Here is a 22,403-nt window from a genome sequence, read left to right as displayed (position 1 = left end):
ATGCACTCCGGCTGCTGGTGAAGTTTCCTGTCTGTCAACGACCGCCGGGAACGCCCGAAGAATCAGCCTTGGCCGGTGTCGCGGTTTTGCAGACTCAGTCGAACCAGATCGGCGATACTGCTGACTTCCAACTTGGCCAGCAGTCTCGCCTTGTGCACCTCGACGGTACGCGGGCTGATGTCGAGTGCGCGCGCGATTTCGCGGTTGTGCCGGCCGGCTACGACTTGTTCCATCACTTCCTTTTCGCGGGGCGTCAGGTTCGCCAACAAGCGCGCAGCTTCTTTCTGGCGATGGCGGTGCTCCTGCGACGCGCTCTGGCGACTGAAGGCCTCGTCGATCGCCCGCAGGAGCTTGTCGTGGTCGATCGGCTTCTCGAGGAAGTCGACTGCCCGCGCGCGAAACGCCTGCCGCGCCGACTCGACGTCACCGTGGCCGGTCATTACAATCGCCGGCAGCCAGCAGCCGCTCTCCAGGAGGCGCTTCTGCAGAGTCAGTCCATCCATTCCCGGCATGCGAATGTCGATCAGCAGACACCCATACCAGTCGGGGCGGCGGGCGGCAAGGAAGCTCTCGGCGTCGGCAAACAGTGCCACCGAAAAGCCCTGCAGGCCGAGCAGAAGCCCCAGTGCGTCGCGCACCGATTGGTCGTCCTCGATGATGAATACGGTATTCGGGCTAGGTACCATGAACGGCTTTTTCCTCCAGGGGAAGGACCAGTTTGAACACGCCGTGATCGGCTGCTTCGGCCCAAAGACTGCCGCCGTGCGCCTCGATGATCGCCCGGCTGATGGCGAGACCAAGGCCAAGACCGCTTGCCTTTGATGAATGAAACGCTTCGAACAACTGCTCCAGCATATCCTCCGCGACGCCGGAACCACTGTCCTCGATCGTGACACAGACACGGCCGGCGCCTTCCTGACGCGCCGAAATGCGCACCCGACGCTCACTTGGCGGACGCTCGACAGCCGCCTCCAGGGCGTTGGCAAGCAGGTTGCGCAGGACCACTTCGAACTGCAGTCGATCTGCCCAAAGCGCGCAAGGTGAAGCCGGATGGAGCAGCAGTTCGATTTCCTGCTGCTTCGCCTGCGCGGAGAAACGCGCCGCCACCGAGGACAGGATGTCGCGCAGCCAGATGCGCTCGAGTCGCGTCGTGCCGGTACGAAAGAAGTCACGCAGGCGACTGACCACATCGGCCGCACGCTGCGATTCGGCGACGATGCGATCGATCACCTCGCGCAAGCGCTCGCCGCTTTCGCCCTGGGCGAGCAACTGCTGGGACGCCCGGGTGTATGCCAGCAGGGCGGTCAGCGGCTGATGCAGTTCGTGTGACAGCGCGCCGGCCATTTCGCCGGCAGCGGCGAGGCGCAGCGTCTGTTGCAGTTCGGCGGTCAGCCGCTGCTTCTCGTCGACCACGACGCCGATGAAGAAGCCCGACAGGGCAAGGACGACGATGAGGACTTCAAGCTCGAGCAGGGTGAAGGCAGAAAGACCGAGCAGGCGGCCAGCCACGATCACGCCTGCCTGGGTCAGACTGATGGTCAGTACGGCACCTGCCAGCCCTTGCCTGGCGGCTGACCAGGCGATCGGCAGAAACAACACCGGGAAGTACTTGAACTCGGTCATCTCGCCGACGACGAAGGCCAGCGCAAGGATGCCGCCGGTACTCACCAGACTCAGCGATTCCCGGCCCAGCAGCAGCCGGCGCAAGCGGGCTCGAGCGCGCGCTTCGAGCAGCATGGCCAGCAGGGGCATGGAAATCAGGACACCGACGACGTCGCCCAGCCAGTCGTGCAGGAAAACCTCGACTGCTTCTGCTGTTGGCAGGAAGCCGGCCAGGTTCAGAGCGGCAATGAACAGCAGGCTGTTGAGCAGGGTGCCAATGACCGCGATGGTGACCCAGTCGATCAGGCCACGGCGATCGGCAAACATCCCTTTACTGCCCAGGCGCCGTCGCAGAAGCGTCGCCACCATCCAATAACCGGCGCTGAGCTGTACGGCGAGGCCGCAGGCGAGGGGCCAGGGTAGCGGCAAGTCGCGCACCCAGGCATCGGCGGCCAGAATCGCCAGCGCCAGCGGTGGCACGGCTCTGCCGCCGTGGCGCACGAGAAAAAGCAGGCCAAGCGCCGGTGCCGGGCTCCATGGCGTGACATCGAGACCGTGCAGGGGATGGACATGACTCGCCCAGTCGAGCGCGAGATAGCCGACAAGGAGCAGCAAGGTTTCGCGCCAACCGAGCAGCAGTGTCGCCGATTTCGGCATGTGGGGAGCCGTGCGGGTTGATTGAGGCCCCATTGTGCCCGCGCCGCGGCGGTTTGGGTATGTAAAAATTCCGTAAGGGTTTCCCTTACCACTGCCCCGGATGCCTGCTAATGCGTCAGTCTATGAACGACCCGGTGCTCACCACGCTGGCAGGATCACTTACGTTGCCGCCCTAATTTTCAGCCGCGCAGAAGCCTGCAATGATGGCTGGTCCTGTCATCAGCAGGCAACGATTTCCGTTACCCACTACCACCCGGAGAAACTACAGATGACCTCTCGCTCGATGTTGCGCAAGCTTGCCGTCCTGACTCTCGGCGCGATGGCCGCCGCTGGCGCATCCGCCAGAACCGAGATCCAGAACAAGGGCTCGGATACCCTCGTCAATGCGGCCCAGTCGCTGGCCGAACAGTACGGCAAGGTCAATCCAAAGGTGGCGGTGGCGGTTTCCGGCGGCGGTTCGGGCACCGGCATTGCGGCGATGATCAACGGCACCGTCGACATCGCCAACTCCAGCCGCAAGATGTCGGAGAAAGAAATCAAGGAGGCGCAGGCGAAGGGCCGGCAGCCGGTCGAACACATCATCGGCTATGACGCGCTCGCCATCTTCGTCAACAAGAAATTCCCGGCCGACTCGATCACGGTTACCGATCTCGCCAAGATCTACGGACGCGACGGTGGCGCCAGCAAGTGGAGCGATCTCGGCATCACCATTCCGGGCTGCAAGGGCGAGATCGTCGTCGTCAGCCGACAGAACAACTCCGGTACCTACGCCTATTTCAAGGAGGCCGTGCTCGGTGAAAAGGGCAAGTTCCGTCAGGGCACGCTCGACATGCACGGCTCCAAGGACGTTGCCGACCTCGTCGAGAAGACGCCGTGTGCGATCGGCTACAGCGGCCTGGCGTACGTCACCGACCACATGAAGGCGCTGTGCGTCGCTCCGGCAGCCGGCAAACCCTGCGTCAAGCCGACCGAGCAGACCGCTTTCGACGGCACCTATCCGATCGCCCGGCCGCTGTTCATGTACACCAACGGCGAGCCGACCGGCGAGGTGAAGAAGTACATGGACTGGATCAAGAGCAACACCGGCCAGTGCATCATCGAGAAGGAAGGTTACGCACCGATCAAGAAAGTCACCTGCAAGTAAGTCGTTTGCGGCGGGCGCCGGCACGCCACCGGCACCCCGCGCAAGCCCGTGTTCCTGCGCCTGAGGAAGAAGCCAGCGATGAGTCATTACGAAGAACGTCTCGAAAGAGATCTGTCCCGGATCAAGCAACAGGTCGGCCTGCTCGCCGGACTCGTCGAGAAGGCTCTCGACGATGCCGTGCACGCGCTGCTGGCTGACGACGACCGGCTTGCCTACGCCACGGTTCTCGCCGACAACCGGATCAACGCCGTCAGCAACGAACTGGATCGCATGCGCATGGCCTTCATCAGCGTGCACCTGCCGACCGGCAGTCACCTGCGCCTGATGGGCGCCGTCGTCCATGCCAATGTCGCTCTCGAGCGCATCGGCGACTATGCGGTGACGATCTGCCGCGAGGCGGTGCAGGTCCCGCGCCCGCCGCAGGGGCTACTCCAGCGTGAGATCGAGCTGATGGCCGGCGAATCGCGGCAGATGCTGAAGCAGGCCGTCGATGCCTTCCTCGAAGGCAACGCCGACAAGGCAAAGGCGACGATGGTCATCGCCGACCAGGTCGAGAGGACCTTCGACATGGCCTTCGACGACCTGATCGGTGCCGGCGGTCAATCGAGTGTCAAGGATCTGTTCGCTTTCCTGTCGGTTTTCAACGCCCTCGAACGGGTTTCCGATCAGGCCAAGAACATCTGTGAAGACACGGTTTTCGCGGTCACCGGCCAACCCAAGGGGCCAAAGTTCTTCCGTATCCTCTTTGTCGACGAGGACAACAGCCTTCTCGGCCCGATCGCCGAGGCGATTGCGCGCAAGAACTTCCCGGAGGTTGGCGAGTACCACAGTCGCGGCCGGACGGCCGGTGTCACCGATCCCCAGTCGATTGCCTTGCTGCAGGAACTGGGAATCGACCTCGGCAACCACCGGCCGCAAGCGATCCCGGCGCACCATCAGGAGTTCGCTGCCTTCCAGATCATCGTCAGCCTGCAGGGGCCGGTCAAGTCGTACGTCGAGCAGATTCCTTTCCATACCGTGGCGCTCGAGTGGGAAGTCACCCGACCCGGTAGCGTGCCGCCTGATCTGCGCATCCTCAGTCGGGAGATCGCCCTGCAGGTCAGCAATCTGATGACGGTTCTGCGTGGCGAGGAGGCCAACTGAGATGGGCACCACGACGCAGGCGCTGCGCAACCGCGCCACCGACGCCCGCATGGCCGAGGATTTCGACCGCCGTGACCCCGACTGGTACGTCGACAAGCTGCTTGCCGGCATCGTCTTCGTCTGCGGCATCTCGGCCATCCTCTTCGTGCTCGGCATCTTCTTCTTCGTCACCAAGGAAGGAATCGGCTTCGTTTTCGAGAAGATGGACTTCCGCGAGTTCTTCCTCACCCCCTACTGGTCGCCCAGCGACGCCGAGGATCCGGAGTACGGCATCCTCGCGCTGATGGCCGGCACGGCCAGCGTCACCGGCCTGGCGATGCTGGTCGCGGTGCCGTTCTCGCTCGGCGCCGCCATTTTCATCGCCGAGTTTGCCAGCGGCAAGACGCGCGAGGTGCTCAAGGTGCTGGTCGAACTGCTGGCAGCGATCCCGTCGGTGGTCTGGGGCTTCATCGGTCTGGTGATCATGAATCCGCTGCTTATCAAGTGGTTCGACATTCCGGTCGGCCTCTGCGTGCTCAACGCCGGCATCATCCTCGGCCTGATGGCGGCGCCGATCATGACGTCGATCGCCGAGGATGCCCTGAAGGCCGTTCCCGACCGCTATCGCGAGGCCGCCGAAGCGATGGGCGCGACTCGCTGGCAGGTGATCTACAAGGTGGTGCTGCCGGCGGCGAAGAACGGCCTGCTCGGCGGCGTGCTGCTCGGGGTCGGGCGTGGCTTCGGGGAAACGATGGCGGTGCTGATGGCCACGGGCCATGCAGTGAACATTCCGGACAGCATCTTCGACTCGGTGCGTGCGCTCACCGCGACGATCGCCGCCGAACTCGGTGAGGCGGTCGTCGGCGGCGAGCACTACCAGGTGCTGTTCACCATCGGCATCTTCCTCTTTCTCGTCACCTTCATCATCAATCTGAGCGCCGATCTGATCGTGCGCGGCATACGCAAGGGGTAAGCCATGGCCACCGCCAATCCAACGATGTTTCAGGCCAGCGATCTGAACCAGCACAACGAGCGCGTGCAGAGACGCTATCGGCTGCTCTTCGGGCTGATGACCCTGCTCCTCATCACGCCCGTGCTGCTCATCCTCGGCACCCTGGTGGTGAAGGGCGGCGCAGCGATCTCCTGGGAGTTCCTGCTGACTGCGCCGACCGATGGCATGCGTACCGGCGGCCTGTTTCCGGCGCTGCTCGGGACCATCTGGCTGGTGACGGTCGCGCTGCTCCTGTCCGTGCCGATCGGCATCTTCGCGGCGATCTACCTCAGCGAGTACGCCGGTGACAACTGGTTCACCCGGACAATCAACCTGGCGATCATCAATCTCGCCGGCGTTCCGTCGATCGTCCATGCCCTGTTCGGGCTCGGCGCCTTCGTCCTCTTCTTCAAGTTCGGCACCAGTATCCTGGCTGCCAGTCTGACGCTCGCGGTGATGACCATGCCGGTGGTCATCGTCGCCACGCGCGAGTCGCTGCAGGCGGTGCCGCAGGCCTTCCGCGAGGCCTGCTGGAACATGGGGGCGACACGTTGGCAAACGATCCGCCGCGTGGTCCTGCCGAACTCGATCACCGGCATCCTTACCGGGGTCATTCTCGAGGTCTCGCGAACGGCCGGCGAAACGGCACCGATCATGTTCACCGGCGCCGTCTTCTTTACGCCGTTCCTGCCGCAAAGCGTTTTCGATCAGACGATGGCCCTGTCCCTGCATCTGTTCGTCGCGGCGACGCAGGTGCCGGAGATCGCCGAACAGGTCCCCTTCGGCATCGCGTTGGTGCTGATCGCCCTGGTCCTGACCATGAACAGCGTCTCGATCGCTTTCCGCATGTGGCTCAGGGGGAAAAAGAAATGGTGAGTTCCAGCGCAGCGGCGGTGGCCAGCGACAGCGCGGCACCGGCCGACAACTTCCCGCACAAGCTCGAGATCAGGAACCTGACCATCCGCTATGGCAACGCTGTGGCGCTGCGAGGAGTCAATCTGGCCGTCCGAGAGCACGAGATCTTCGGCATCATCGGTCCGGCCAACGCCGGCAAGACCTCACTGCTCAAGGCGATCAACCGGATGGATGTATTCACCTCGGGGATGAAGGTGGACGGCGAGATCCGTTTCAACGGTCGCGATACGAGTCGATTGAAAAACATCTATGCCCTGCGCAGCCGCATCGGCGTCGTCTTTCCGCTGCCGGTGGGTCTGCCGATGACGGTATACGACAACGTAGCCCTGTCGCCGCGGCTGCGCGGGATCAACAACAAGGCGGACCTGGACGTCATCGTGCAGCGCTGTCTGACCCGCGCGGCCCTCTGGGACGAAGTCAAGGATCGCTTGCAGGCCCTCGGCAGCCTGCTGTCGGGTGGTCAACAACAGCGTCTGACGATCGCCAGAGCGCTGTCGCAGGAACCCGATCTGTTGATGCTCGACGAGTTCTCGATCGCCGTCGATCCGGTCACCACGATGCGCATCGAGGACGTTCTCAAGGAATTGCGACAGGAAGTGACGATTCTCCTGGTCACCAATCTGGTGCAGCAAGCGCGGCGCCTCGCCGATCGAACAGCCTTCTTTCTCAACGGCGAGTGTGTCGAGGTTGGCGTCACCGAAGACCTGTTCACCGGCGAGGTAAAAGACCAGCGCACGCGCGACTACGTCGAGGGAAGATTCGGCTAGCCGGACGGCGCCGGCGGGCAAGCAGCGCACGCGCGCCGATTCCCCGCCGATTCCAGTATTTCCTACCAAGGACACGATGCAAGATGAATACCGACCAGACCGCTGCGCTCCCGCAGCCGACGCACCAGTACGCGATCGACAGCCAGGGACTGAACCTGTGGTACGGAACCTTTCAGGCGCTCTACGACGTCGATCTGCGCATTCGCCAAGGCATGATCACCTCGATGATCGGGCCTTCCGGATGCGGCAAGAGCACCTTCCTGCGCAGCGTCAACCGCATCAACGAGCGCCTCGGCTACGTTCGTATCGAGGGCAGCATCCAGGTCATGGGCGAGAACATTTACGACCCCCAGGTCGAGCTGGTGCAGGTGCGCAAACAGGTGGGGATGGTTTTTCAGCGACCGAATCCGCTACCCATTTCGATCCGTGACAATATCCTCTTCAGTCACCGCTTGCATGCCAAGGGTGGCGGCGACGTACACCAGGGCACTCCGGACGAGATCGTCGAGCAGTCGCTGCGTCAGGTGCTGCTGTGGGACAAGGTGAAGGACCAACTGAAGCGCAAGGCGACCGAACTCTCCCTGGAGGAACAGCAGAAACTCTGCATCGCGCGCCTGCTGCCGGTGAAGCCGAAGATGCTGTTGATGGACGAGCCCTGCTCGGCGCTCGATCCCAAGGGCACCGAAGCGGTCGAGGAACTGCTTTGGGAACTGCGCGGCCAGTATACGATTCTCATCGTCACCCACAACATGGCGCAGGCCAGACGCGCCAGCGAAGAGTGCGTGTTCATGCTGATGGGCAAGGTGGTCGAGCATGCGCGCACCGATGAAATGTTCGTCACCCCGGCGCACAAGGAAACCGCGGACTACATCGAAGGGCGGTACGGATAGACGATCGTGGGACCCGGCGTCTCCTTGATCATCTGTCCGGGACTGCTCGGCTCAGCGCAGGCGTTCAGCCGATTCGCGCGCCGCCTCGCAGAGGACCAGCAGGCCGGTTACGCGCCGCTGCGCAAGCTCGTGCAGCCCTACATTCTGCGGCGTCTGAAGAGCGACCGGCAGATCATCGCTGATCTGCCCGACAAAACCGAACTCAAGGCCTACTGCCCGCTGACCCGGATGCAGGCCGCCCTCTACCAGGAGTCGGTGGCGACGCTGGCGCAGCAGATCGAAACGCTCGACGGCATCCAGCGACGCGGCGTGGTGCTCGCCTTCCTGATGCGCTTCAAGCAGATCTGCAACCACCCCTCGCAATGGCTCGGTGACGGCGCCTACGCACCCGGCGACAGCGGCAAGTTCTCGCGCCTGCGTGAATTGGCCGAAGCCATCGCGGCGCGCCAGGAGAAAGTCCTGGTGTTCACCCAGTTCCAGGAGATGACCGGCCCGCTGGCGGGATTCCTGCAGGAGATCTTTGGCCGACCAGGCCTGGTGCTGCATGGCGGAACACCGGTGAAGGCGCGCCAGTCGCTGGCCGAAGCCTTCCAGCGTGAGTTTGGTCCGCCGTTCTTCCTCCTCTCGCAGTGACTACGAGAACCGCCTGCCGCGCGGACGTACCTATGTGCGCAACGGCTCGGTGGTCGTCTCGCCACGGTTGGCGATCAGAATTTTCTTGAACATCTTCTCCCCGTCGATCAAAGCGGCGAACCAGCATCAAGGCTTCGACATTGTTCTCGAAAGCCAGGTCGGCGACTCCGGATCGGGAGGTATGCGTAGAGACAATTCCTGCGGGGGAATGCCTCCTCATGGATCTCGTGCAGAGGCGTAGGAGCAGACCAGGATTGCTACGCGTTTAAGCCAACCAATTCTCAACCATAAGCCCCGGCACTCTGGAGAACTCGCGCAGGTTGTCCGTGACTAGCACAGCACGTAAAGCCACTGCCTGGGCTGCAATCCAATAATCATTGGCGCCAATGGGCATGCCCTGACGTTCCAGCGTCTCCCGAATGATGCCGTAATGACGGCTGGTTCCGGCGTCCAAGGCGACGAGTTGGAGTCCGTCCACCATGCGGGCGAGGCGTGCGGCGTTTTTCTCTCGATGCAGGCTTTTTTCCACGCCGTGCCCCAGTTCACCCAACACTACGGGCGAGAGTATGAGTTCGGACAGAGGCGTTGTTTCCAGTTTGTTGCGTATCTGTTCCACGCCCTTCATGCCTGCGATAAAAATGTTGGTGTCAAGCAGGTAGCGCATGTCAATCCCAATCCGGAGTCGGCTCCGGGAGCATGTCTGCCGGGGCTTCCAAGTCGACATCCGTATCTTCCCAGCAGGATCGGAAGACATCCGCGGCCATACGCGGGGTGTCTGGCACGATGCGCGCCACGATTTTGCCATGGCGAGTGATGGAGATTTCCTCCCCGGCTTCGACGGCGGCAAGGAGCGCGGAGAATTTTGCTTTGGCTTCGGCGACTTGGACAGTACGCATCATCAACCTTAAATTATGACCAAGTGGTCATAATACCCTTCGATGAGGCGATGTCAATCCTCGTTTGCACGGGATGTCAGAATATTCCCGTGGGCTGCCATTCCCGCCCCAGACCTGCCAGACCCCGCCCCATGCACTCGCGCGCCTGACTCGCCGGGCGCGGCAAGGCGCCAGGAGCAGGCTCGGTCGGCGTCATCCCGGCGCCTTGCCCGCTGCAGGTCGCTCGCGTCGAAGCCAGCACAGCAGCAAGCCCGCCGCCAGGAATGCGCAGGCGCCGGACAGCAAGAACGCGGCCAACGGGGAAGCCGTTTCGTAGAGCCAGCCAAACATCATCGAGGCAGGCAGCAGGAAGGCGCCTGCCGTCAGATTGAACCACCCGAAAGCCGACCCCCGGCGCGCAGCGGGGGCAATGTCTGCCACCAGCGCCTTTTCCACACCCTCGGTCGCCGCCATGAACAGGCCGTAGAACGCAAAGAGCGCGAACAGCAGCACACCGTCGTCGGCGATCAGGCCCAGGCCAACGTAGAAGAAGCCGTAGGCCACGTAGCCGCCCGCCAGCAGGCGCACGCGGCCCACTCGATCGGAGAGGGCGGACAGCGGCGTCGAGAAGATCATCGCCACTGCCGAGACGGCCGCCCAGAGCAGCGGGATCTGTGCCTCGGGAACGCCGAGTTGCCGCGCGCGCAGCAGCAGGAACATGTTGGATGAGTTGCCCAGGGTGAACAGGGCGACAACGACCAGATAGCGCTTGAAGACTGGCGGCATTCCAGCGAGACGCCAATCGAAGGAGCTGTGATCGAGCGGCTCCCGGGTCGGCGGTTCGTGAATCATCAAGGTCAGGGCAAGACACCCGACCGCCGGAATCACCGACCACAAAAAGATGTCCCTAAGCGCTACCTCCGACGCCAGCAGCAGCGCTGCCACCAGTGGACCGACCACCGCCCCCGCGTTGTCCATCGCCCGGTGTACTCCGAAGGCCAGGCCACGGTGTCCGTCGTCGACGCTGGCAGCGAGCAGTGCATCGCGCGGCGAACTGCGCAGACCCTTGCCAACACGATCTGCAAAGCGGATCGCCAGCAGCCACGGCCAACTGCTGACGAAGGCGATCAGCGGCCGTCCGAGGCCTGCCAAGCCGTAGCCGAAAACGATCCATGGCTTGGCGCGGCGGGTGCGATCGACGATCACGCCGGAAAAGAGCTTGAGCAGGCTGGCCGTCGCTTCGGCGACACCCTCGATGATTCCCATGGCGCGCGGTCCGGCCATCAGTACCGATGACAGGTAGAGCGGTACCAGTGGATAGAGCATTTCGCTCGCACCGTCGTTGACCAGGCTGATCAAGCCGATCAGCCAGACCGTGCGCGGTAGTGCACCCAGGGCCTTGAACATCAGTCCGGCTTAGGCGGCGTTGTACTGGGTGGCCAGGGTCTGCATGTGCTGGGCCGGTTCAGCCACGACCACGCAATCGACCAGAATGCCCGGAATCTTGACCTGGCGTGGCGGCAGCCCGCTGTGCTCGGCGATCCGTTCGACCTGGGCTATGACGATGCCGTTGCTGTGCCAGATTCCGGAACAGCTGGCAGATGATTCCCTGGGGCAGGTTGTACGCCTGGATGCGGTTGTCGAGTGCCAGTTTCGCCACCGTCGGCATGCGGCCCCAGTGGCCGGCCACCACCCGGCGCAACAGCCCCTCGTGGCCCAGGTGATTGAGCCCCAGGGTCTTGCCGTCGCCCTGGCCGGCGGCGGCGAACAAGGCCAGGTTCCTTGGGCTGCCGGTGGTGAGGAAGCAGTGCTCGAGTGCCGACAGCAAGGCCTCGGTGAAGCCGGTCTGGACGAAGCCGGTACTGGCCAGGGTATCGCCGTCGCGGATCAGGGCGATCGCTTCGTCGGCGGTAACGATCTTGCTGCGCATGCCTATTTCCTCCCGATCACGTTCATGATTTGATTCCGCGCTGAAGGCCTGAGCGACGGGAGTATCAGCGCGGCGGTACTTGCCGCGTCGCCGCGGTCGCCAAGCCGACCAGTACGATTGCTTGACAGCGTGAGCGTTGCTGCCGATGCCCCGACGCCCACCAACAGCAACATCAGCGCGCCGAGACGGGTCGATGAAGCTCCACCCGCGTGCTCAGGTCTACCTTGCAACAGGATACTCCCAATACCTGGCAGTCGCCCCTTCGGCGCTGTGCACCCGACTTCGAACCGGGCCCCTGGCACGACCGGATTCCCGAACCAGCGTTTGACTCGTCCATCCCCTGTTCGCGGTCGACGCCTGCAAGTGCACGCCAGGACGGACTCAATGCTGGTTGTAACTCTTCTCGGCAAACAGTGACCATGCGGGCAACTCACGCAGCTATCGGCAGTCGCGAGGCTACCTGGCAATCGGATTCGGCCCTACAATCGCGCTACTCGGAAACCTTCCGTCGTCCCCTATCGGCGGCTGACCTGACGGAGAAATCCATGAACATATTGACCCTCGACTGGCCACAAAGCGCCGGCTCACTCCTGTCTCAGGCCCGATCGGCGAGCGCTGGTGATGGCGAATTCCTTCGGCTGATCATGGCGGGAACCTGCCACGTCGATTCCTGGCTGATTGAGAACAGAGTTCTTCCCGCGTTGCGGGAGAAAGGGCTCCACATGCTTGGCTTCTCTTTGCGCATCGCGAATCGGCAGGAGCGTTCGGCCAAGCTGCTACCGCTGCCGGATGGCAGTGCCTTTGCTTGCGCCGCTGACGAATTGTGGTCGGCGCTCGAAGCGCGCGACGCATTGCACGAAATTTCCTACGTTGGGTATCGTTATGCTTCGGGCAATCACTGGCCGGATGAATTCCAGGCGACGCTGCAGTTCGCGGATGGCTTGGCCCGTCTGCTCACGCCGTCCGAGGTAGCAGGAATCTGGCGGGACGCCACCGGAGTACAACCGGCCGGCTATGCGTCAGGCGCTGTCGACCACCTGCAGGCATGGGGTTCCGAGTTGCTCGACAAGGCGTTCAGGGCGCAGGGACGGCTTGGCCTGTAGTTCCTCGTTCACGACTCGTGGGGCTTCTGCTACTTCAACAACATGGCCATCGCCTTGGAAAAACTCAGGAACGAGGGAAAGATCAGGAAAGCCCTTGTCCTCGACATCGACCTGCACTTCAGCGACGGGACGGTCGATATCCTCGACAGCAAGGGCTATTCTGGTGGCGGACGATTGCGACGACCCGCCGGGCTGCTCGGCGGCATCCTGATCCATCCTGGGGTGGTCGCCAATGACCGTGCTGTCTGTCGGTCAGTCCGGCATGACCGTTGGCGGTGATCCGCTTGCGCACCCCCCGATAGTTCACGGCCGCTTAGGCGGGAAACTCAGGACTCATACTCAGATCGTCACTTGGCTCGAACGCTGGAGGGGCGCGCGTCTGTCTTGGTGTCCTGTGCCGCGACGCCGGATTTCACACTGCCGTCCGGCATCGGGACCGAGATTGGGGCGACCTCCACCTTGGCCACGCCTTCGTCTCGCGTGATCCCGATCTTCTGCGCCGTGGACGGCGAGAGATCCACTATCCGCCCATTCACATGCGGCCCACGGTCTTGAATGGTGACGACCGCGCTCTGTCCGGTGTCGATGTTGGTGACCTTGGCGGTGGTGCCGAGCGGTAGCGTCTTGCTTGCCGCGTTGCTACCGTGCGGCCTCATTGCAGTGCCGTCCGCCATCTTTTTACCTGTAGACTTTTTCGAATAGAACGAAGCTTCACCAACTCGCTTATGGCCCGACAGATCAGGGTTGGGCCTGGCTAGCGCCTTGGCATGCCGTGACGACACCGGTTCCTGTGGTGCGGGGCTCCCTACGGCATGAGCATGGGGTGCCAACAAAATCGCGCCGACGCCGACGCTCCAGACGATCACAAACATGGCGGATCTATTGAATCGGGAGAACTTCGGCATGTTGTCAATGCTCCTTGAGGGGGTGATGGTGATTGGGCGCGCCGGACTTGACATCGATTTGCGTCACAGGCCCAGAGTCGCGTCAATCGTCTCGTCGGCAAAGGCGATGTGGTAAGCGGGCGAAGGTGTACCACATCCTCAAAAACGCCTATCTGTCGCGATACGCCAACAGCCGGATCAAACGCCATCTCGCCGGTAGAGGTAGATCGCCGCCCTTTGTTGTGGTTGGTCGAGATCGCCTTGCCTGCAAGTTCAGCATTTACGGTCACAAGGATATGGATTGAATTCGATTCATTCTGTACGGTAGCGCGCAAACAAGAAGATGGACTGCGGGTATGATCGGGCTCACCCATCCCAACGAGTACGCCTGACCATGACTACTTTTCCCGCCCCACCCCGTGCGCTGCCCGACATCGATTGGGTCGAAATCCCCGGCGGCGACTATATCTACCAGGAAGGAAAGAGCCGCTCGCTGCCGACTTTCTATATGGCACGCTACCCGGTTACCAATGTGCGCTACCAGGCCTTCATCGACGCCGGCGGCTATGACGACGAGCGCTGGTGGCAAGGAATCGAGCGCACGCAGCCACAAGAGTCGCGCTGGCCGCAGGCGACACGGCCATGCACCAGCGTCAACTGGTACGAGGCTGTGGCGTTCAGTCGTTGGCTCAGCGAGCAACTCGGCTACACCGTGCGACTGCCGAGCGAAGAGGAATGGGAACGTGCGGCCCGCGGCCGCGATGGGCGTGCCTTTCCCTGGGGCGACGATTACAGCACGGGCTACGCCAACATCAACGAGACCTGGGATAGCCCCGGCGGCCAGAAGCTCGAGCACACCACTGAGGTTGGCGCCTATCCGCAGGGCGCCTCGAAAGAAGGCGTGCTCGACCTGGCCGGCAACGTCTGGGAATGGTGTCTCAACAAGCACGACCACCCGCAGCAGGCCGAGGCCGATACCAGTGGCGACGCCCGCGTCCTGCGAGGGGGATCGTGGTATGGCAACCCCGACGCCGTGCGCAGCGCCGAACGCAACTGGAACGACCCCAGCGAGCGGGTCGATAACGCCGGTTTTCGTCTGGTGTCGTCTGGTCCAATTCGCTGACCCGCGGTTTTCTACCGATCGTCCAGCCATCCGCCGCCAATGAAAAAGGCGGTCAAGCTGACAAAACCTTCGCTCTGTTTGGACAGACGCACACTGGCCGTGGTATCCACGTTGGTAGTCGCCAATCCCGCTTTCTCACAGGCGAACGAAAACGCCATCGTGAAGCAGGCAGCGTGAGCTGCAGCAAGAATTTCCTCGGGGTTGGTGCCGGCTCGGGCATCCTCGAAGCGGCTGGCAAAACCATAGGGGTATTGGTTCAGCGCACCGGTCTCGGTGCTGATCGTGCCCAGGCCCTTCTTGCCCTGGCCTTCCCAATGAACGCTGGCGGTCTTTTCAATCATGTTCTTTCTCCTTTTTACCGGGTTTGGCAGCTGGCTTGCCAAGCAAGTCTAGCGGCGCACGGAAGCACCGTCTGTTTGCTATCGCACCGACAGCACGGGTGAGCCATGCAAACGTGCACACTGCGCAGACGCATGACTCTCGCGAGGGCCCAATACGATCCTACCCCACCGACGTACTCGCTACCGACCGGCGCCAGAGGTCTGCCAGGAACTGGTGACCAGTCCCCTGTAACCTTGAAACGAGGCCATGAAAATATCGACCACCGGAACGTGCTCCGAGTTAGAGGCCATCCTCGAGCGGCAGCGGGCGACGGGCGCCATCGAAAACATCCACATCAACCTTGCTGGACAGCAGGCAAACACGCTCCTGCACGACGGCCATGCCTGGAAGGACTTCGCCCGCCTGACGCTGGCCGGAACCCACCGCGCGGTACGCTCTGCCAGCGCTGGGGCCTCGCCAATACTAGTCCACGCCAGTTTCGCCTTCGTGCATGCCGTCGAGCATGGGGCCAAGCTGCACGAACCGCTGCGATCTTCGGTCGAGGCCATCCTCGAATGCGAAGCGCTGGTCCTGTCGAGTCAGGCACCTGCCTGTGTCGTGCGCCTCGGCTATCTGTACGGCCCGGAGAGCGATGATCTGCGCGCCTATCGCACTGCCTTTAGTCTCTGGCGGCCGTACTGGTCTGGGCCACCCGATGCACCGCAGTATCACCTCCATCAGTTCGATGCCGCCTCTGCGCTGCTCGCCGCAGCCAGACCACGAAACGTCGGAAAAATACTCTACGCTACCGATGGTGTCGCGGCTTCGTTCATGCGGCTGATGGATGCGTTTGCGAATCGCGTCGGGCGGCGAGCCCCACTGCATCTGCCATTGTGGTCGAAGCCGCTGGCCAGAGTGATCATTTGCGAAGAGCACATGCAGCAAGCCGCTCTCCCGATGCCACCTCGAACACCGACGCCGCGCGTGCCGGGATGGAAGCCGAAGTTTCCTGACTACCGGGCAGGGCTCGATCAGGTCATCGAAGCCTGGGGCAATTGAGCCGCCTTACGGCAGAGATGATATGGAGACGCCGAAAATGCAGGCAATGGCAAGCCGCTCTCGACAAGCCGATAGAGCTTTCTCAGACCCCGGTTGAACCAGGAGAGACGACTACGGAGCATTTTCTTTACACTCCAGTGCTCGTCCGAGGTCTGCTCCTGGGCTTTCTTTTCCAGAGGGGTCGGGCACTCCAGTTGATCCTGACGGCCAATGCGGACACACCAGTGCAAAGCCAGGGCCATGATCAGCAGCATCTTGTCCAGGCGATCCGCCTGTTCGAGGTGGGTCTTCTCCCATCCAAAGCCGCGCGATTTGAATCGACAGATCCGTTTGGTCCATCGACAGGAGGACCGTCTGACCGCTACTACTGGCCATCTGCAGAGATTCTCGGGCAAAAGGCTCCAACTCGCGATCACTGCGCAGCTCACCCGTCGACAGGAGGCGTCGTAGCCATTGCTGCCGCATATCCTCACGCGCCAAGTCCAGCGGCAGCATCGCCGCCAATACCGCCGTATTCGCGGCAACTTCTTGAGCACCGTCTTCCGCAACCAGGGCATCATCCCCTCCATCCCTTTCCGGATCTCGTCCGCCAACGTTCGCACTGAACCCATCTCGATCGCCTCCTCAGCGTGTCATTTGCATAGCCTCAAATAGTACATATAAACTGATGGGTGTTAAGCGCCGGCGATAAACGTCCGTCCCAAGCCCGAAACATTGGCCACTACCGGTATGCCCCACAATCGGGCGAGCCTGATGCTCACGCCGCTCGAACGGTTCGAGCGTCTGGCGGCGCTGATTCCGCCGCCGCGCCGACATCGGCATCGGTACCACGGCGTACTGGCAGCCAACGCACCGCTACGCGTACAGGTCACCGCGCTTGCCGGCGTGCCGGACAGTACGCCGCGTGCAGCAGCGACTGATCCACCTGAGCCCATCGCCACAACCGCTTCGCAGATCAACCCGCGCCCAACCCGTCGTCCATGGGGACAGAGGAAGCACCGGGAGAAGAGGAAGCACTCCTGCGTCGCGCCGCCCGCTACGTCTGGGCGCTGCTGCTCGCGCGGATCGATGAGGTCTTGCCGCTCGTCTGCCCACGCTGCGGCGGCGAGATGCGAATCATCGCCTTCCTCACCGACGCCTGCGCCGTGCGCGACATCCTGACCCATCTGGGCGAGCCGACCTCGCCGCCACGCCTGATGCCCGCCCGTGCGCCGCCGCTCTGGGAGAGGCTCGACGCTACCATGGGCGAAGACGACCCGCAGGCTCAACCGGCGCCGGAGTTCCAATTCGACCAGCGTATCGCCTAGTAGGTGCGGGAAGGAAGTAGCCATGCGCAAAGGTCCAGACTGAAGCGAGACGAGCCGTCATCGCCCGTCGTGGGACGACTCGTGCGGGGCGGGATTCGGATGACTTTTTAGAGGATCCCGGGGCCAAATTCGAGATTGACGCTGCTTGATGAAGGCTCATATATTCTCGTCGGTGCCGTTGGATTTCCTAACCTTACTTCGCGGCGGACTCCATCTTCGGCACCGCGGGGCGCGGCGAGTCAGTGACGATCCTCGCCCCGACGTCCTTCAGCAGGCGCTGGAATTCCGGCGAGTCCATGATGATCGTTCCGGCTGCGGCCCGCAGGCGATCGACGGCCTCGTCTGGCAGCACAAAGGACGTCGGTTGCTGATTCAGATAGGCGAGTTCATCCTTGTCCTTCAGTGCCGGGAATGACACGTCGATGGCGTAGATCTCGGCGTTCGGCACGCGCAGCGCGGCGGCGACCACGGGATCCTTGTTGGTGGCCATTGCCGCCGACCCGCCAATCAGGCGCAAGGTCTGCCAGCGCGCAGCCATGTCTCGCAGCAGTTCGACCGCTTCGTACGAGTAGCGGTCGATCGGCACGCCGGCCGACTTCAGCAGGATGTTCACGGTGCCGGGCGGGGCTTCGGATTCGTCCCAGTTGGTCGGCGGCGAAGAGAGTGAGTTGACGATGAAGACGATGATCCGGCGCGCGCGGTCGAGCGGCGTTGGTGCGCCAGCCTCGTGCAGGGCCTGCGAGATCTCCAGCGAGTCGAGCACCGAGCGCATGCCGACGTTGTCGGAGACACCGCCGTCCACGAGGTGCAGGTAGGGCCGGTGGACGCCGTCGCCGTAGGCCTGCATATCCTTCAGCGAGCGGATCGCCCGCGCCGCTGGCCGGGGAGGTTCCGTGGCGTTGGCGAACAGTTGCATCCAGGGGGGCAGCCGCGTATCGCAGGTGCCGCCATAGTTGTTGATCGTCACCGGCGAGAGCACCACCGGCACGGCCGACGACGCGGCAGCGGCACGCGACAGTGGCACGGCATTGAGATCCGAACAGATGACATCGAAAGTGCTCTGGTTGAAAACAAAACGCGCGCCGGTCGAGATGTCGGTGGCCGACGCCAGGATCAGCGGGCCACGGCCGCGATCCAGGTCGCCGAAGGTGGCGCCATCGAAGAGGATCTCGTCGTACAACTGGGCGGCCAGTTCGGAACGACCCCAGCCCAGCGACCACAGGGCCCCCCAGTTGCTCGGGCTGAAGGTACGGGCGATGATTTCGCCCTGCACATCGCGCTTCAGGAAGCGTTGCTCGTAGTCGGAGAACAGCTTGTCGCCGTAAAGGCCGTAGGCCAGCGCGGTGAAGCTGCCACCCGAGACGCCGGTGATGATGTCGACGGCATCGAGCAGGCGCACGGTGTTGCCGTCCGGTCCCGTCACCTCGGTACGCCGAAGGAACTCCAGGACGCCGTACGAAAAGGCAGCAGCGCGTGTGCCGCCGCCCGAGAACGCGAGGACGACCAAGTTTTCCTTGTGCATGCCATGCGCCTGGCGCGTATCGAAGCGGTAACCCGTGCGCGGGTCGGCCTTTGTAATCGGCGGGTTGATCGGGCGGCTGGCACAGCCACCGAGCGCGAGCAACAACACAGCAGCCAGCAGGAGTGGGGTACGAAACAGAGTCATCGGTTCGGGCCAGCGGATAGAGAAAGTCCGATTCTACCCCCTTCCTATTTCGCGACAATCGCCCGCTGAGCTGAACAAACCGATCACCGGTTTGCCGATTGGCCGACCGGCTTGCCTGTGCCAGGATGCGATCCATGTCGAAAACCATGCAAGCCGCTATCCACTCCTTTCTGATTGTCCTCGTCCTGTGGCTTGGTGCGTTGGCGCTCGACCGGGCCGCGGCGCAAACGGGCGGTCGCGGCGCGCCGCCACTGCTGGTGACGGCCGATGTGCTGCAGGCCAAAATCAGCGAGGCCGAAGGCAACCCCGAGCTCGACGCCAAGGGTCGCGCCGGTCTCATTGCCCTCTACCACGACGCCCTGAGCAACCTCAAGAAAATCGACGCCCACACTGCACGCACCGACACTTTCGCGGAAACCATGCGAACGGCGCCCCAGGAGACCGATCTCGTCCGCCAGCGGACCGCCGCCTTGAAGAGTGCGGATCCGCCGTCAGCGAGGCCCGACGACGCTGAACCGACAGGTGTGCAGATCGCCCGTGATCTCAAGCGAGAGGAAGCCGATCTGGCGGCGGTGCAGGCCCTGCGCGCCGACATCGAGCGGCAACTGGCCTATCAGGAAAACCGGCTGACGGCAATTCGCCAGGATCTCGCGACGGCCCAGGAGCAGCAGCGGGCGATTGCTGCCGCACTGCAGAGTGCACCCGCTGCCGACGGGCCGGAGATGCTGACCGAGGCCAGGCGCTGGAGCGCGGAAACCCGCTATGTCGCGCTGAGCACCCTGATTCAGGCGCTTGATCAGGAGCTGCTCAGCCTGCCGATGAAATGGGATCTCCTCGGCGCGACACGCGACGAGAAGACGGTCAAGATCGATCGCATCGGCCAGCGGGTCGGCACCCTGAAGGCGCTGAACAGCGCCTGGCGGGTGGAGCAGGCAAGGAAGGCAGAACGCGCAGCGGAGCGCATGCTGCAGACCGCGGCCGGTCTGGGCCCGACCCTGGCGGCCTTCGCCGAGCAGAATCTCGTACTCGCCAGAGATCTGAATGCGGTCACGCGGCCCCTCGCTACGCTGGAGAAGGAACAGGCGCTGGCGGTGCAGCTGGGCGAACGGATCCGGGCCAATCACCGGCGCGAACAGGCGGCAACGGAAATCAGCGCGCTCAGTGCGGGACTCGGCCCGCTGCTGCTCGCGCACCGGCAGGCGCTGCCGGACCTGAAGGTCTACGAACGCAAGGCGCGCGAACTCGCGCAGCGGATTGCCGAAGTCAACGTACGGCGTCTGCGCTACCTCGACGAGGCGGCGCGTGTCGCCAACGGTCCGGCAGCCGCCGCCGAACTCGCCGCCGGACTTCCGCCCGAACAGACGGATTCCCTGCACGAGACGCTGCAGGCCCTGATCGGGCAGAGGCAGGCTCTGCTGAGCCAGCAACTGGAGACCGAGGCGATGTATCTCGAACGCTTGCGCAAGCTGCGCGCCGCCGAAGGCGAGGTGCTGGAGGCCACGCGTAGCTACGACAGCTTTCTCGAAAAACACCTTAAGGATGTTGTTGTTTTCGTTCTCGATTTTCCATCTGGCACGGCCGGGGGCGACGATCTCTGCGACCTGCTCGTCGTCGATGGGTAGCGAGGTGGCGAAAGCGTTGTGGTAGAGGATCGTGCCGTCTGCGCGGGTGGTGGTGAGTTCGCACCACTGGACCGTCAGCGCCTCGTCCTGATTACGCAAGGGCACGTCGCTGACATAGCGATAGGTGTCTGTGTCAGCGGCGTTCTGAAAGTCATCTAAATTTGGCGGTTTGAAAGTCCTGGGCTTTCTTCGTCGATCTTCTTCGATGGCTTTTATCTGAAGGTCTTTTTGCCTCTTCTTCCTCGCTCTTCGGTCTTCTTCGTTCTTCGCTTTCTTTCCGTCCCTATCCGCTCATAGTGTGCTGTGCAGCGCGCTTTTGCGCCGCATTTTTTAGCGGGATGAGAGGGCCGTCATGGTGCGAACAGAAGAGCGCAACTGTCTGTTTTGCCACGCATGCTTCGTCGCCGATGCGAGGAACGCGAGACACCAGAAATACTGTTCGGCGCCGGCGTGCCGGCAGGAGAGCAAGGCCGCCAGTCGGCGGGCCTGGCTGGCCAAAACGGAGAACCTGGACTACTTCCGTGGTGCCGAGAACGTCGCGCGGGTGAAGGCCTGGCGAGCGGCCCATCCGAGGTACTGGCAACGGCCGAAAGGCCAGGGAGTGGCAGCGGCAGTAGATCCGATTGCGTTACAAGATGTCTTCATGGCGCAACCGATTGAAATCACTGAAGATCCTCAAGAGGTACGGCAAGCTGTGTTACCAGATATCTTCCTCGATCAAGCGGCTGTTTTGATTGGCTTTATTGCTCACTTTACCGGCACTACGTTACAGGATGACATTGCCAGGAGTGCCCGCCGGCTGGTAGAACTGGGGAATGACATCTTGGCGGGAAGGAATGGTGATGACCATCAAGCGCGTTCTTTGTCCGGAGCGGATCCGGCAGATTCCGATTCATTTCAGTTGGCTCGACCACCGCCTGGTACGCGAGCGGCACATCGAGCGCTGTGATCCGCCAGCGGCGGCATTGTACCTGTTTCTGGTGACGGTCGCCGATGCCCAGGGGCTGAGGGGTGCAATTGGAAGTGCGACTGTGGATCAGGCCGCCTGTTGTCGTCTGGACTGCCAATAGCTGTCCCACTCCTGGTTGGCACGGCAGACACGCAGCGCCAACATGTGCTTGGCGTTTTTCAGTTTCCACCAAGCGCCAGCCCGTTTGAGACGGTCCTGGATGACGTAACGGTGTGCACTTTCGATTTCACCGGAACCTATTGGCAGCTCGGCCAGGAGCGCGTCTTGATAGTTGAACTGTCCCGGGCGATTGGTGAGATAGCGATGCGCCGCGCGCACCGGAGCGTTGTCATCGGGAACGGTGTCGTCCTCGCCGAATCGGTGCAGTTCGTCGACGACGTCCTGGAGACGGTTCTGTTTCAGCCGATCTTTCTGCGTTTCTAGCCAAGGAACGCCCACGAAATAACTTCCCGGTTTTATGCTGTTGAATTTGGCAGGATGGTGTAATTCCATGGGGGCAGTAGTGCATCGGCGACGATGCGCAGGGATGCCTTGAGATCAAGCGCCGCTTTCCGTCCGGTTTCGTAGACGCGATCGATAATATCGACGGTGACCTGAAGTCCAGTTCGAGTCTGGGTACGCTCGATCAGTTGTTTGACCAGAGGCACGCTTTCAAATACGACGCCTTCGCAAGCGCGCGTGACATGGGGGGAAGACGCGGTGCTCAATCGGATTGTGCTTGGAGCAATACGGCGGGAAGTGGGCGATCCGAATTTCCAGCTTGAGCCGATTGGCAAGCGCTTGCAAGTCCTGCTGAAACAACGGCGAGCGTGAGGGGTTGCT

General features: G+C 62.6%; 23 protein-coding genes and 6 pseudogenes. 15 read left to right on the top strand and 14 right to left on the bottom strand.

What is annotated here, in order from left to right; translation table 11 throughout:
* Positions 1-62: 62 nt before the first annotated feature.
* Positions 63-686, bottom strand: coding sequence for a response regulator transcription factor (locus tag E4Q08_RS10805; protein ID WP_169070398.1), 624 nt, complete (start codon positions 684-686; stop codon positions 63-65).
* A complete protein-coding gene (locus tag E4Q08_RS10800) occupies positions 676-2,259 on the bottom strand; it encodes a sensor histidine kinase (RefSeq protein ID WP_169070397.1) in 1,584 nt (527 codons plus the stop codon). Before E4Q08_RS10800 ends, E4Q08_RS10805 begins: the two co-directional genes overlap by 11 nt.
* Positions 2,260-2,527: 268 nt before the next feature.
* Between E4Q08_RS10800 and E4Q08_RS10795 the strand changes: the two genes are divergently transcribed.
* From E4Q08_RS10795 to E4Q08_RS10765, 7 genes and pseudogenes are all read left to right on the top strand, one after another.
* Positions 2,528-3,403, top strand: coding sequence for a phosphate ABC transporter substrate-binding protein (locus tag E4Q08_RS10795; RefSeq protein ID WP_169070396.1), 876 nt, complete (start codon positions 2,528-2,530; stop codon positions 3,401-3,403).
* A gap of 78 nt (positions 3,404-3,481) precedes the next feature.
* Entirely contained in the window at positions 3,482-4,546 is a 1,065-nt protein-coding gene (locus E4Q08_RS10790; protein ID WP_169070395.1) for a PhoU domain-containing protein, read from the top strand.
* A gap of 1 nt (position 4,547) precedes the next feature.
* On the top strand, positions 4,548-5,498 hold the full coding sequence (gene pstC, locus E4Q08_RS10785; RefSeq protein ID WP_169070394.1) for a phosphate ABC transporter permease subunit PstC: 951 nt from the start codon (positions 4,548-4,550) through the stop codon (positions 5,496-5,498).
* Positions 5,499-5,501: 3 nt separating this feature from the next.
* Positions 5,502-6,392 carry a phosphate ABC transporter permease PstA gene (gene pstA, locus E4Q08_RS10780; protein ID WP_169070393.1) on the top strand — a complete coding sequence of 297 codons (891 nt, stop codon included), beginning with the start codon at positions 5,502-5,504 and terminating at the stop codon, positions 6,390-6,392.
* On the top strand, positions 6,386-7,198 hold the full coding sequence (locus tag E4Q08_RS10775; RefSeq protein WP_211203382.1) for a phosphate ABC transporter ATP-binding protein: 813 nt from the start codon (positions 6,386-6,388) through the stop codon (positions 7,196-7,198). The genes pstA and E4Q08_RS10775 overlap by 7 nt, the downstream gene beginning before the upstream one ends.
* A gap of 83 nt (positions 7,199-7,281) precedes the next feature.
* Positions 7,282-8,088: a phosphate ABC transporter ATP-binding protein gene (locus tag E4Q08_RS10770; protein WP_169070392.1), complete on the top strand. Its 807-nt coding sequence runs from the start codon at positions 7,282-7,284 to the stop codon at positions 8,086-8,088.
* Between the two features lie 30 nt (positions 8,089-8,118).
* Positions 8,119-8,715, top strand: a pseudogene (locus tag E4Q08_RS10765) (DEAD/DEAH box helicase); the annotation flags it as partial.
* Positions 8,716-8,986: 271 nt separating this feature from the next.
* Here E4Q08_RS10765 and E4Q08_RS10760 read toward each other — a convergent pair.
* The 4 genes and pseudogenes from E4Q08_RS10760 to E4Q08_RS10745 form a co-directional block, all read right to left on the bottom strand.
* Entirely contained in the window at positions 8,987-9,385 is a 399-nt protein-coding gene (locus E4Q08_RS10760) for a PIN domain-containing protein (protein WP_169070391.1), read from the bottom strand.
* Between the two features lies 1 nt (position 9,386).
* Positions 9,387-9,617 (bottom strand): type II toxin-antitoxin system Phd/YefM family antitoxin, encoded by a 231-nt coding sequence (locus tag E4Q08_RS10755; protein ID WP_034909459.1) that lies wholly within the window; start codon positions 9,615-9,617, stop codon positions 9,387-9,389.
* 192 nt (positions 9,618-9,809) lie between these two features.
* Positions 9,810-11,003, bottom strand: a complete 1,194-nt coding sequence (locus E4Q08_RS10750; protein WP_169070390.1) for an MFS transporter — start codon at positions 11,001-11,003, stop codon at positions 9,810-9,812.
* 12 nt (positions 11,004-11,015) lie between these two features.
* Positions 11,016-11,526: pseudogene (locus E4Q08_RS10745) on the bottom strand (CoA-transferase); the annotation flags it as partial.
* 545 nt (positions 11,527-12,071) lie between these two features.
* Between E4Q08_RS10745 and E4Q08_RS10740 the strand changes: the two are divergent.
* A complete protein-coding gene (locus tag E4Q08_RS10740; RefSeq protein ID WP_034913244.1) occupies positions 12,072-12,629 on the top strand; it encodes a hypothetical protein in 558 nt (185 codons plus the stop codon).
* A 30-nt stretch (positions 12,630-12,659) separates the two neighbouring features.
* Positions 12,660-12,908: pseudogene (locus E4Q08_RS25735) on the top strand (hypothetical protein); the annotation flags it as partial.
* A gap of 68 nt (positions 12,909-12,976) precedes the next feature.
* Here the strand turns inward: E4Q08_RS25735 and E4Q08_RS10730 are convergent.
* Positions 12,977-13,534, bottom strand: a complete 558-nt coding sequence (locus E4Q08_RS10730) for a septal ring lytic transglycosylase RlpA family protein (RefSeq protein WP_169070389.1) — start codon at positions 13,532-13,534, stop codon at positions 12,977-12,979.
* A 373-nt stretch (positions 13,535-13,907) separates the two neighbouring features.
* On the opposite strand from E4Q08_RS10730, the gene E4Q08_RS10725 reads away from it, so the two are divergent.
* Positions 13,908-14,636 carry a formylglycine-generating enzyme family protein gene (locus tag E4Q08_RS10725; protein WP_169070388.1) on the top strand — a complete coding sequence of 243 codons (729 nt, stop codon included), beginning with the start codon at positions 13,908-13,910 and terminating at the stop codon, positions 14,634-14,636.
* Positions 14,637-14,698: 62 nt separating this feature from the next.
* Here E4Q08_RS10725 and E4Q08_RS10720 read toward each other — a convergent pair.
* Positions 14,699-14,977 (bottom strand): annotated as a pseudogene (locus E4Q08_RS10720) (OsmC family peroxiredoxin); the annotation flags it as partial.
* 247 nt (positions 14,978-15,224) lie between these two features.
* Here E4Q08_RS10720 and E4Q08_RS10715 point away from each other — a divergent pair.
* Positions 15,225-16,016, top strand: a complete 792-nt coding sequence (locus E4Q08_RS10715) for an NAD-dependent epimerase/dehydratase family protein (RefSeq protein ID WP_169070386.1) — start codon at positions 15,225-15,227, stop codon at positions 16,014-16,016.
* On the opposite strand, the gene E4Q08_RS10710 is transcribed toward E4Q08_RS10715, so the two are convergent.
* Positions 15,989-16,270: a hypothetical protein gene (locus tag E4Q08_RS10710; RefSeq protein WP_169070385.1), complete on the bottom strand. Its 282-nt coding sequence runs from the start codon at positions 16,268-16,270 to the stop codon at positions 15,989-15,991. The two genes, E4Q08_RS10715 and E4Q08_RS10710, sit on opposite strands and share 28 nt — an antisense overlap.
* Positions 16,271-16,796: 526 nt before the next feature.
* Between E4Q08_RS10710 and E4Q08_RS26485 the strand changes: the two are divergent.
* Both E4Q08_RS26485 and E4Q08_RS10700 read left to right on the top strand, forming a co-directional pair.
* Positions 16,797-16,889 (top strand): annotated as a pseudogene (locus E4Q08_RS26485) (transposase); the annotation flags it as partial.
* A 107-nt stretch (positions 16,890-16,996) separates the two neighbouring features.
* A complete protein-coding gene (locus E4Q08_RS10700) occupies positions 16,997-17,323 on the top strand; it encodes a hypothetical protein (RefSeq protein WP_169070379.1) in 327 nt (108 codons plus the stop codon).
* Between the two features lie 193 nt (positions 17,324-17,516).
* Here E4Q08_RS10700 and E4Q08_RS10695 read toward each other — a convergent pair whose 3' ends face one another.
* Positions 17,517-18,989: a patatin-like phospholipase family protein gene (locus E4Q08_RS10695; protein WP_169070384.1), complete on the bottom strand. Its 1,473-nt coding sequence runs from the start codon at positions 18,987-18,989 to the stop codon at positions 17,517-17,519.
* 125 nt (positions 18,990-19,114) lie between these two features.
* On the opposite strand from E4Q08_RS10695, the gene E4Q08_RS10690 reads away from it, so the two are divergent.
* The gene (locus E4Q08_RS10690; RefSeq protein ID WP_308240110.1) at positions 19,115-20,611 is read left to right on the top strand and encodes a hypothetical protein; all 1,497 of its coding nucleotides are present in this window, start codon (positions 19,115-19,117) and stop codon (positions 20,609-20,611) included.
* Here E4Q08_RS10690 and E4Q08_RS24650 read toward each other — a convergent pair.
* A pseudogene (locus tag E4Q08_RS24650) lies at positions 20,522-20,743 on the bottom strand (ISNCY-like element ISAtsp9 family transposase); the annotation flags it as partial. The gene E4Q08_RS10690 and the pseudogene E4Q08_RS24650 sit on opposite strands and share 90 nt — an antisense overlap.
* 220 nt (positions 20,744-20,963) lie before the next feature.
* On the opposite strand from E4Q08_RS24650, the gene E4Q08_RS10685 reads away from it, so the two are divergent.
* Entirely contained in the window at positions 20,964-21,560 is a 597-nt protein-coding gene (locus tag E4Q08_RS10685; protein WP_169070382.1) for a hypothetical protein, read from the top strand.
* A gap of 87 nt (positions 21,561-21,647) precedes the next feature.
* On the opposite strand, the gene E4Q08_RS10680 is transcribed toward E4Q08_RS10685, so the two are convergent.
* The 3 genes from E4Q08_RS10680 to E4Q08_RS26105 form a co-directional block, all read right to left on the bottom strand.
* Positions 21,648-22,019, bottom strand: coding sequence for a hypothetical protein (locus E4Q08_RS10680; protein WP_169070381.1), 372 nt, complete (start codon positions 22,017-22,019; stop codon positions 21,648-21,650).
* A 17-nt stretch (positions 22,020-22,036) separates the two neighbouring features.
* The gene (locus tag E4Q08_RS25310) at positions 22,037-22,288 is read right to left on the bottom strand and encodes an ISAzo13-like element transposase-related protein (protein ID WP_169070380.1); all 252 of its coding nucleotides are present in this window, start codon (positions 22,286-22,288) and stop codon (positions 22,037-22,039) included.
* Positions 22,233-22,403: ISAzo13-like element transposase-related protein (locus E4Q08_RS26105; protein WP_443984450.1), on the bottom strand; the 171-nt coding region annotated here is incomplete at its 5' end. The genes E4Q08_RS25310 and E4Q08_RS26105, both read right to left, overlap by 56 nt.

The organism is Candidatus Accumulibacter contiguus (genome assembly GCF_012940005.1).
GTDB lineage: Bacteria > Pseudomonadota > Gammaproteobacteria > Burkholderiales > Rhodocyclaceae > Accumulibacter > Accumulibacter contiguus.
Note: the sequence above shows the minus strand (reverse complement) of the source record. Positions and strands in the feature narration are given on the sequence as shown.

Bases quoted from the DNA above. Each gene is read 5' to 3' on its own strand.
- E4Q08_RS10805 (WP_169070398.1), bottom strand. From the start codon at position 686: ATGGTACCTAGCCCGAATACCGTATTCATCATCGAGGACGACCAATCG.
- E4Q08_RS10800 (WP_169070397.1), bottom strand. From the start codon at position 2,259: ATGCCGAAATCGGCGACACTGCTGCTCGGTTGGCGCGAAACCTTGCTG.
- E4Q08_RS10795 (WP_169070396.1), top strand. From the start codon at position 2,528: ATGACCTCTCGCTCGATGTTGCGCAAGCTTGCCGTCCTGACTCTCGGC.
- E4Q08_RS10790 (WP_169070395.1), top strand. From the start codon at position 3,482: ATGAGTCATTACGAAGAACGTCTCGAAAGAGATCTGTCCCGGATCAAG.
- pstC (WP_169070394.1), top strand. From the start codon at position 4,548: ATGGGCACCACGACGCAGGCGCTGCGCAACCGCGCCACCGACGCCCGC.
- pstA (WP_169070393.1), top strand. From the start codon at position 5,502: ATGGCCACCGCCAATCCAACGATGTTTCAGGCCAGCGATCTGAACCAG.
- E4Q08_RS10775 (WP_211203382.1), top strand. From the start codon at position 6,386: ATGGTGAGTTCCAGCGCAGCGGCGGTGGCCAGCGACAGCGCGGCACCG.
- E4Q08_RS10770 (WP_169070392.1), top strand. From the start codon at position 7,282: ATGAATACCGACCAGACCGCTGCGCTCCCGCAGCCGACGCACCAGTAC.
- E4Q08_RS10760 (WP_169070391.1), bottom strand. From the start codon at position 9,385: ATGCGCTACCTGCTTGACACCAACATTTTTATCGCAGGCATGAAGGGC.
- E4Q08_RS10755 (WP_034909459.1), bottom strand. From the start codon at position 9,617: ATGCGTACTGTCCAAGTCGCCGAAGCCAAAGCAAAATTCTCCGCGCTC.
- E4Q08_RS10750 (WP_169070390.1), bottom strand. From the start codon at position 11,003: ATGTTCAAGGCCCTGGGTGCACTACCGCGCACGGTCTGGCTGATCGGC.
- E4Q08_RS10740 (WP_034913244.1), top strand. From the start codon at position 12,072: ATGAACATATTGACCCTCGACTGGCCACAAAGCGCCGGCTCACTCCTG.
- E4Q08_RS10730 (WP_169070389.1), bottom strand. From the start codon at position 13,534: ATGCCGAAGTTCTCCCGATTCAATAGATCCGCCATGTTTGTGATCGTC.
- E4Q08_RS10725 (WP_169070388.1), top strand. From the start codon at position 13,908: ATGACTACTTTTCCCGCCCCACCCCGTGCGCTGCCCGACATCGATTGG.
- E4Q08_RS10715 (WP_169070386.1), top strand. From the start codon at position 15,225: ATGAAAATATCGACCACCGGAACGTGCTCCGAGTTAGAGGCCATCCTC.
- E4Q08_RS10710 (WP_169070385.1), bottom strand. From the start codon at position 16,270: ATGCTGCTGATCATGGCCCTGGCTTTGCACTGGTGTGTCCGCATTGGC.
- E4Q08_RS10700 (WP_169070379.1), top strand. From the start codon at position 16,997: ATGGGGACAGAGGAAGCACCGGGAGAAGAGGAAGCACTCCTGCGTCGC.
- E4Q08_RS10695 (WP_169070384.1), bottom strand. From the start codon at position 18,989: ATGACTCTGTTTCGTACCCCACTCCTGCTGGCTGCTGTGTTGTTGCTC.
- E4Q08_RS10690 (WP_308240110.1), top strand. From the start codon at position 19,115: ATGCGATCCATGTCGAAAACCATGCAAGCCGCTATCCACTCCTTTCTG.
- E4Q08_RS10685 (WP_169070382.1), top strand. From the start codon at position 20,964: ATGGTGCGAACAGAAGAGCGCAACTGTCTGTTTTGCCACGCATGCTTC.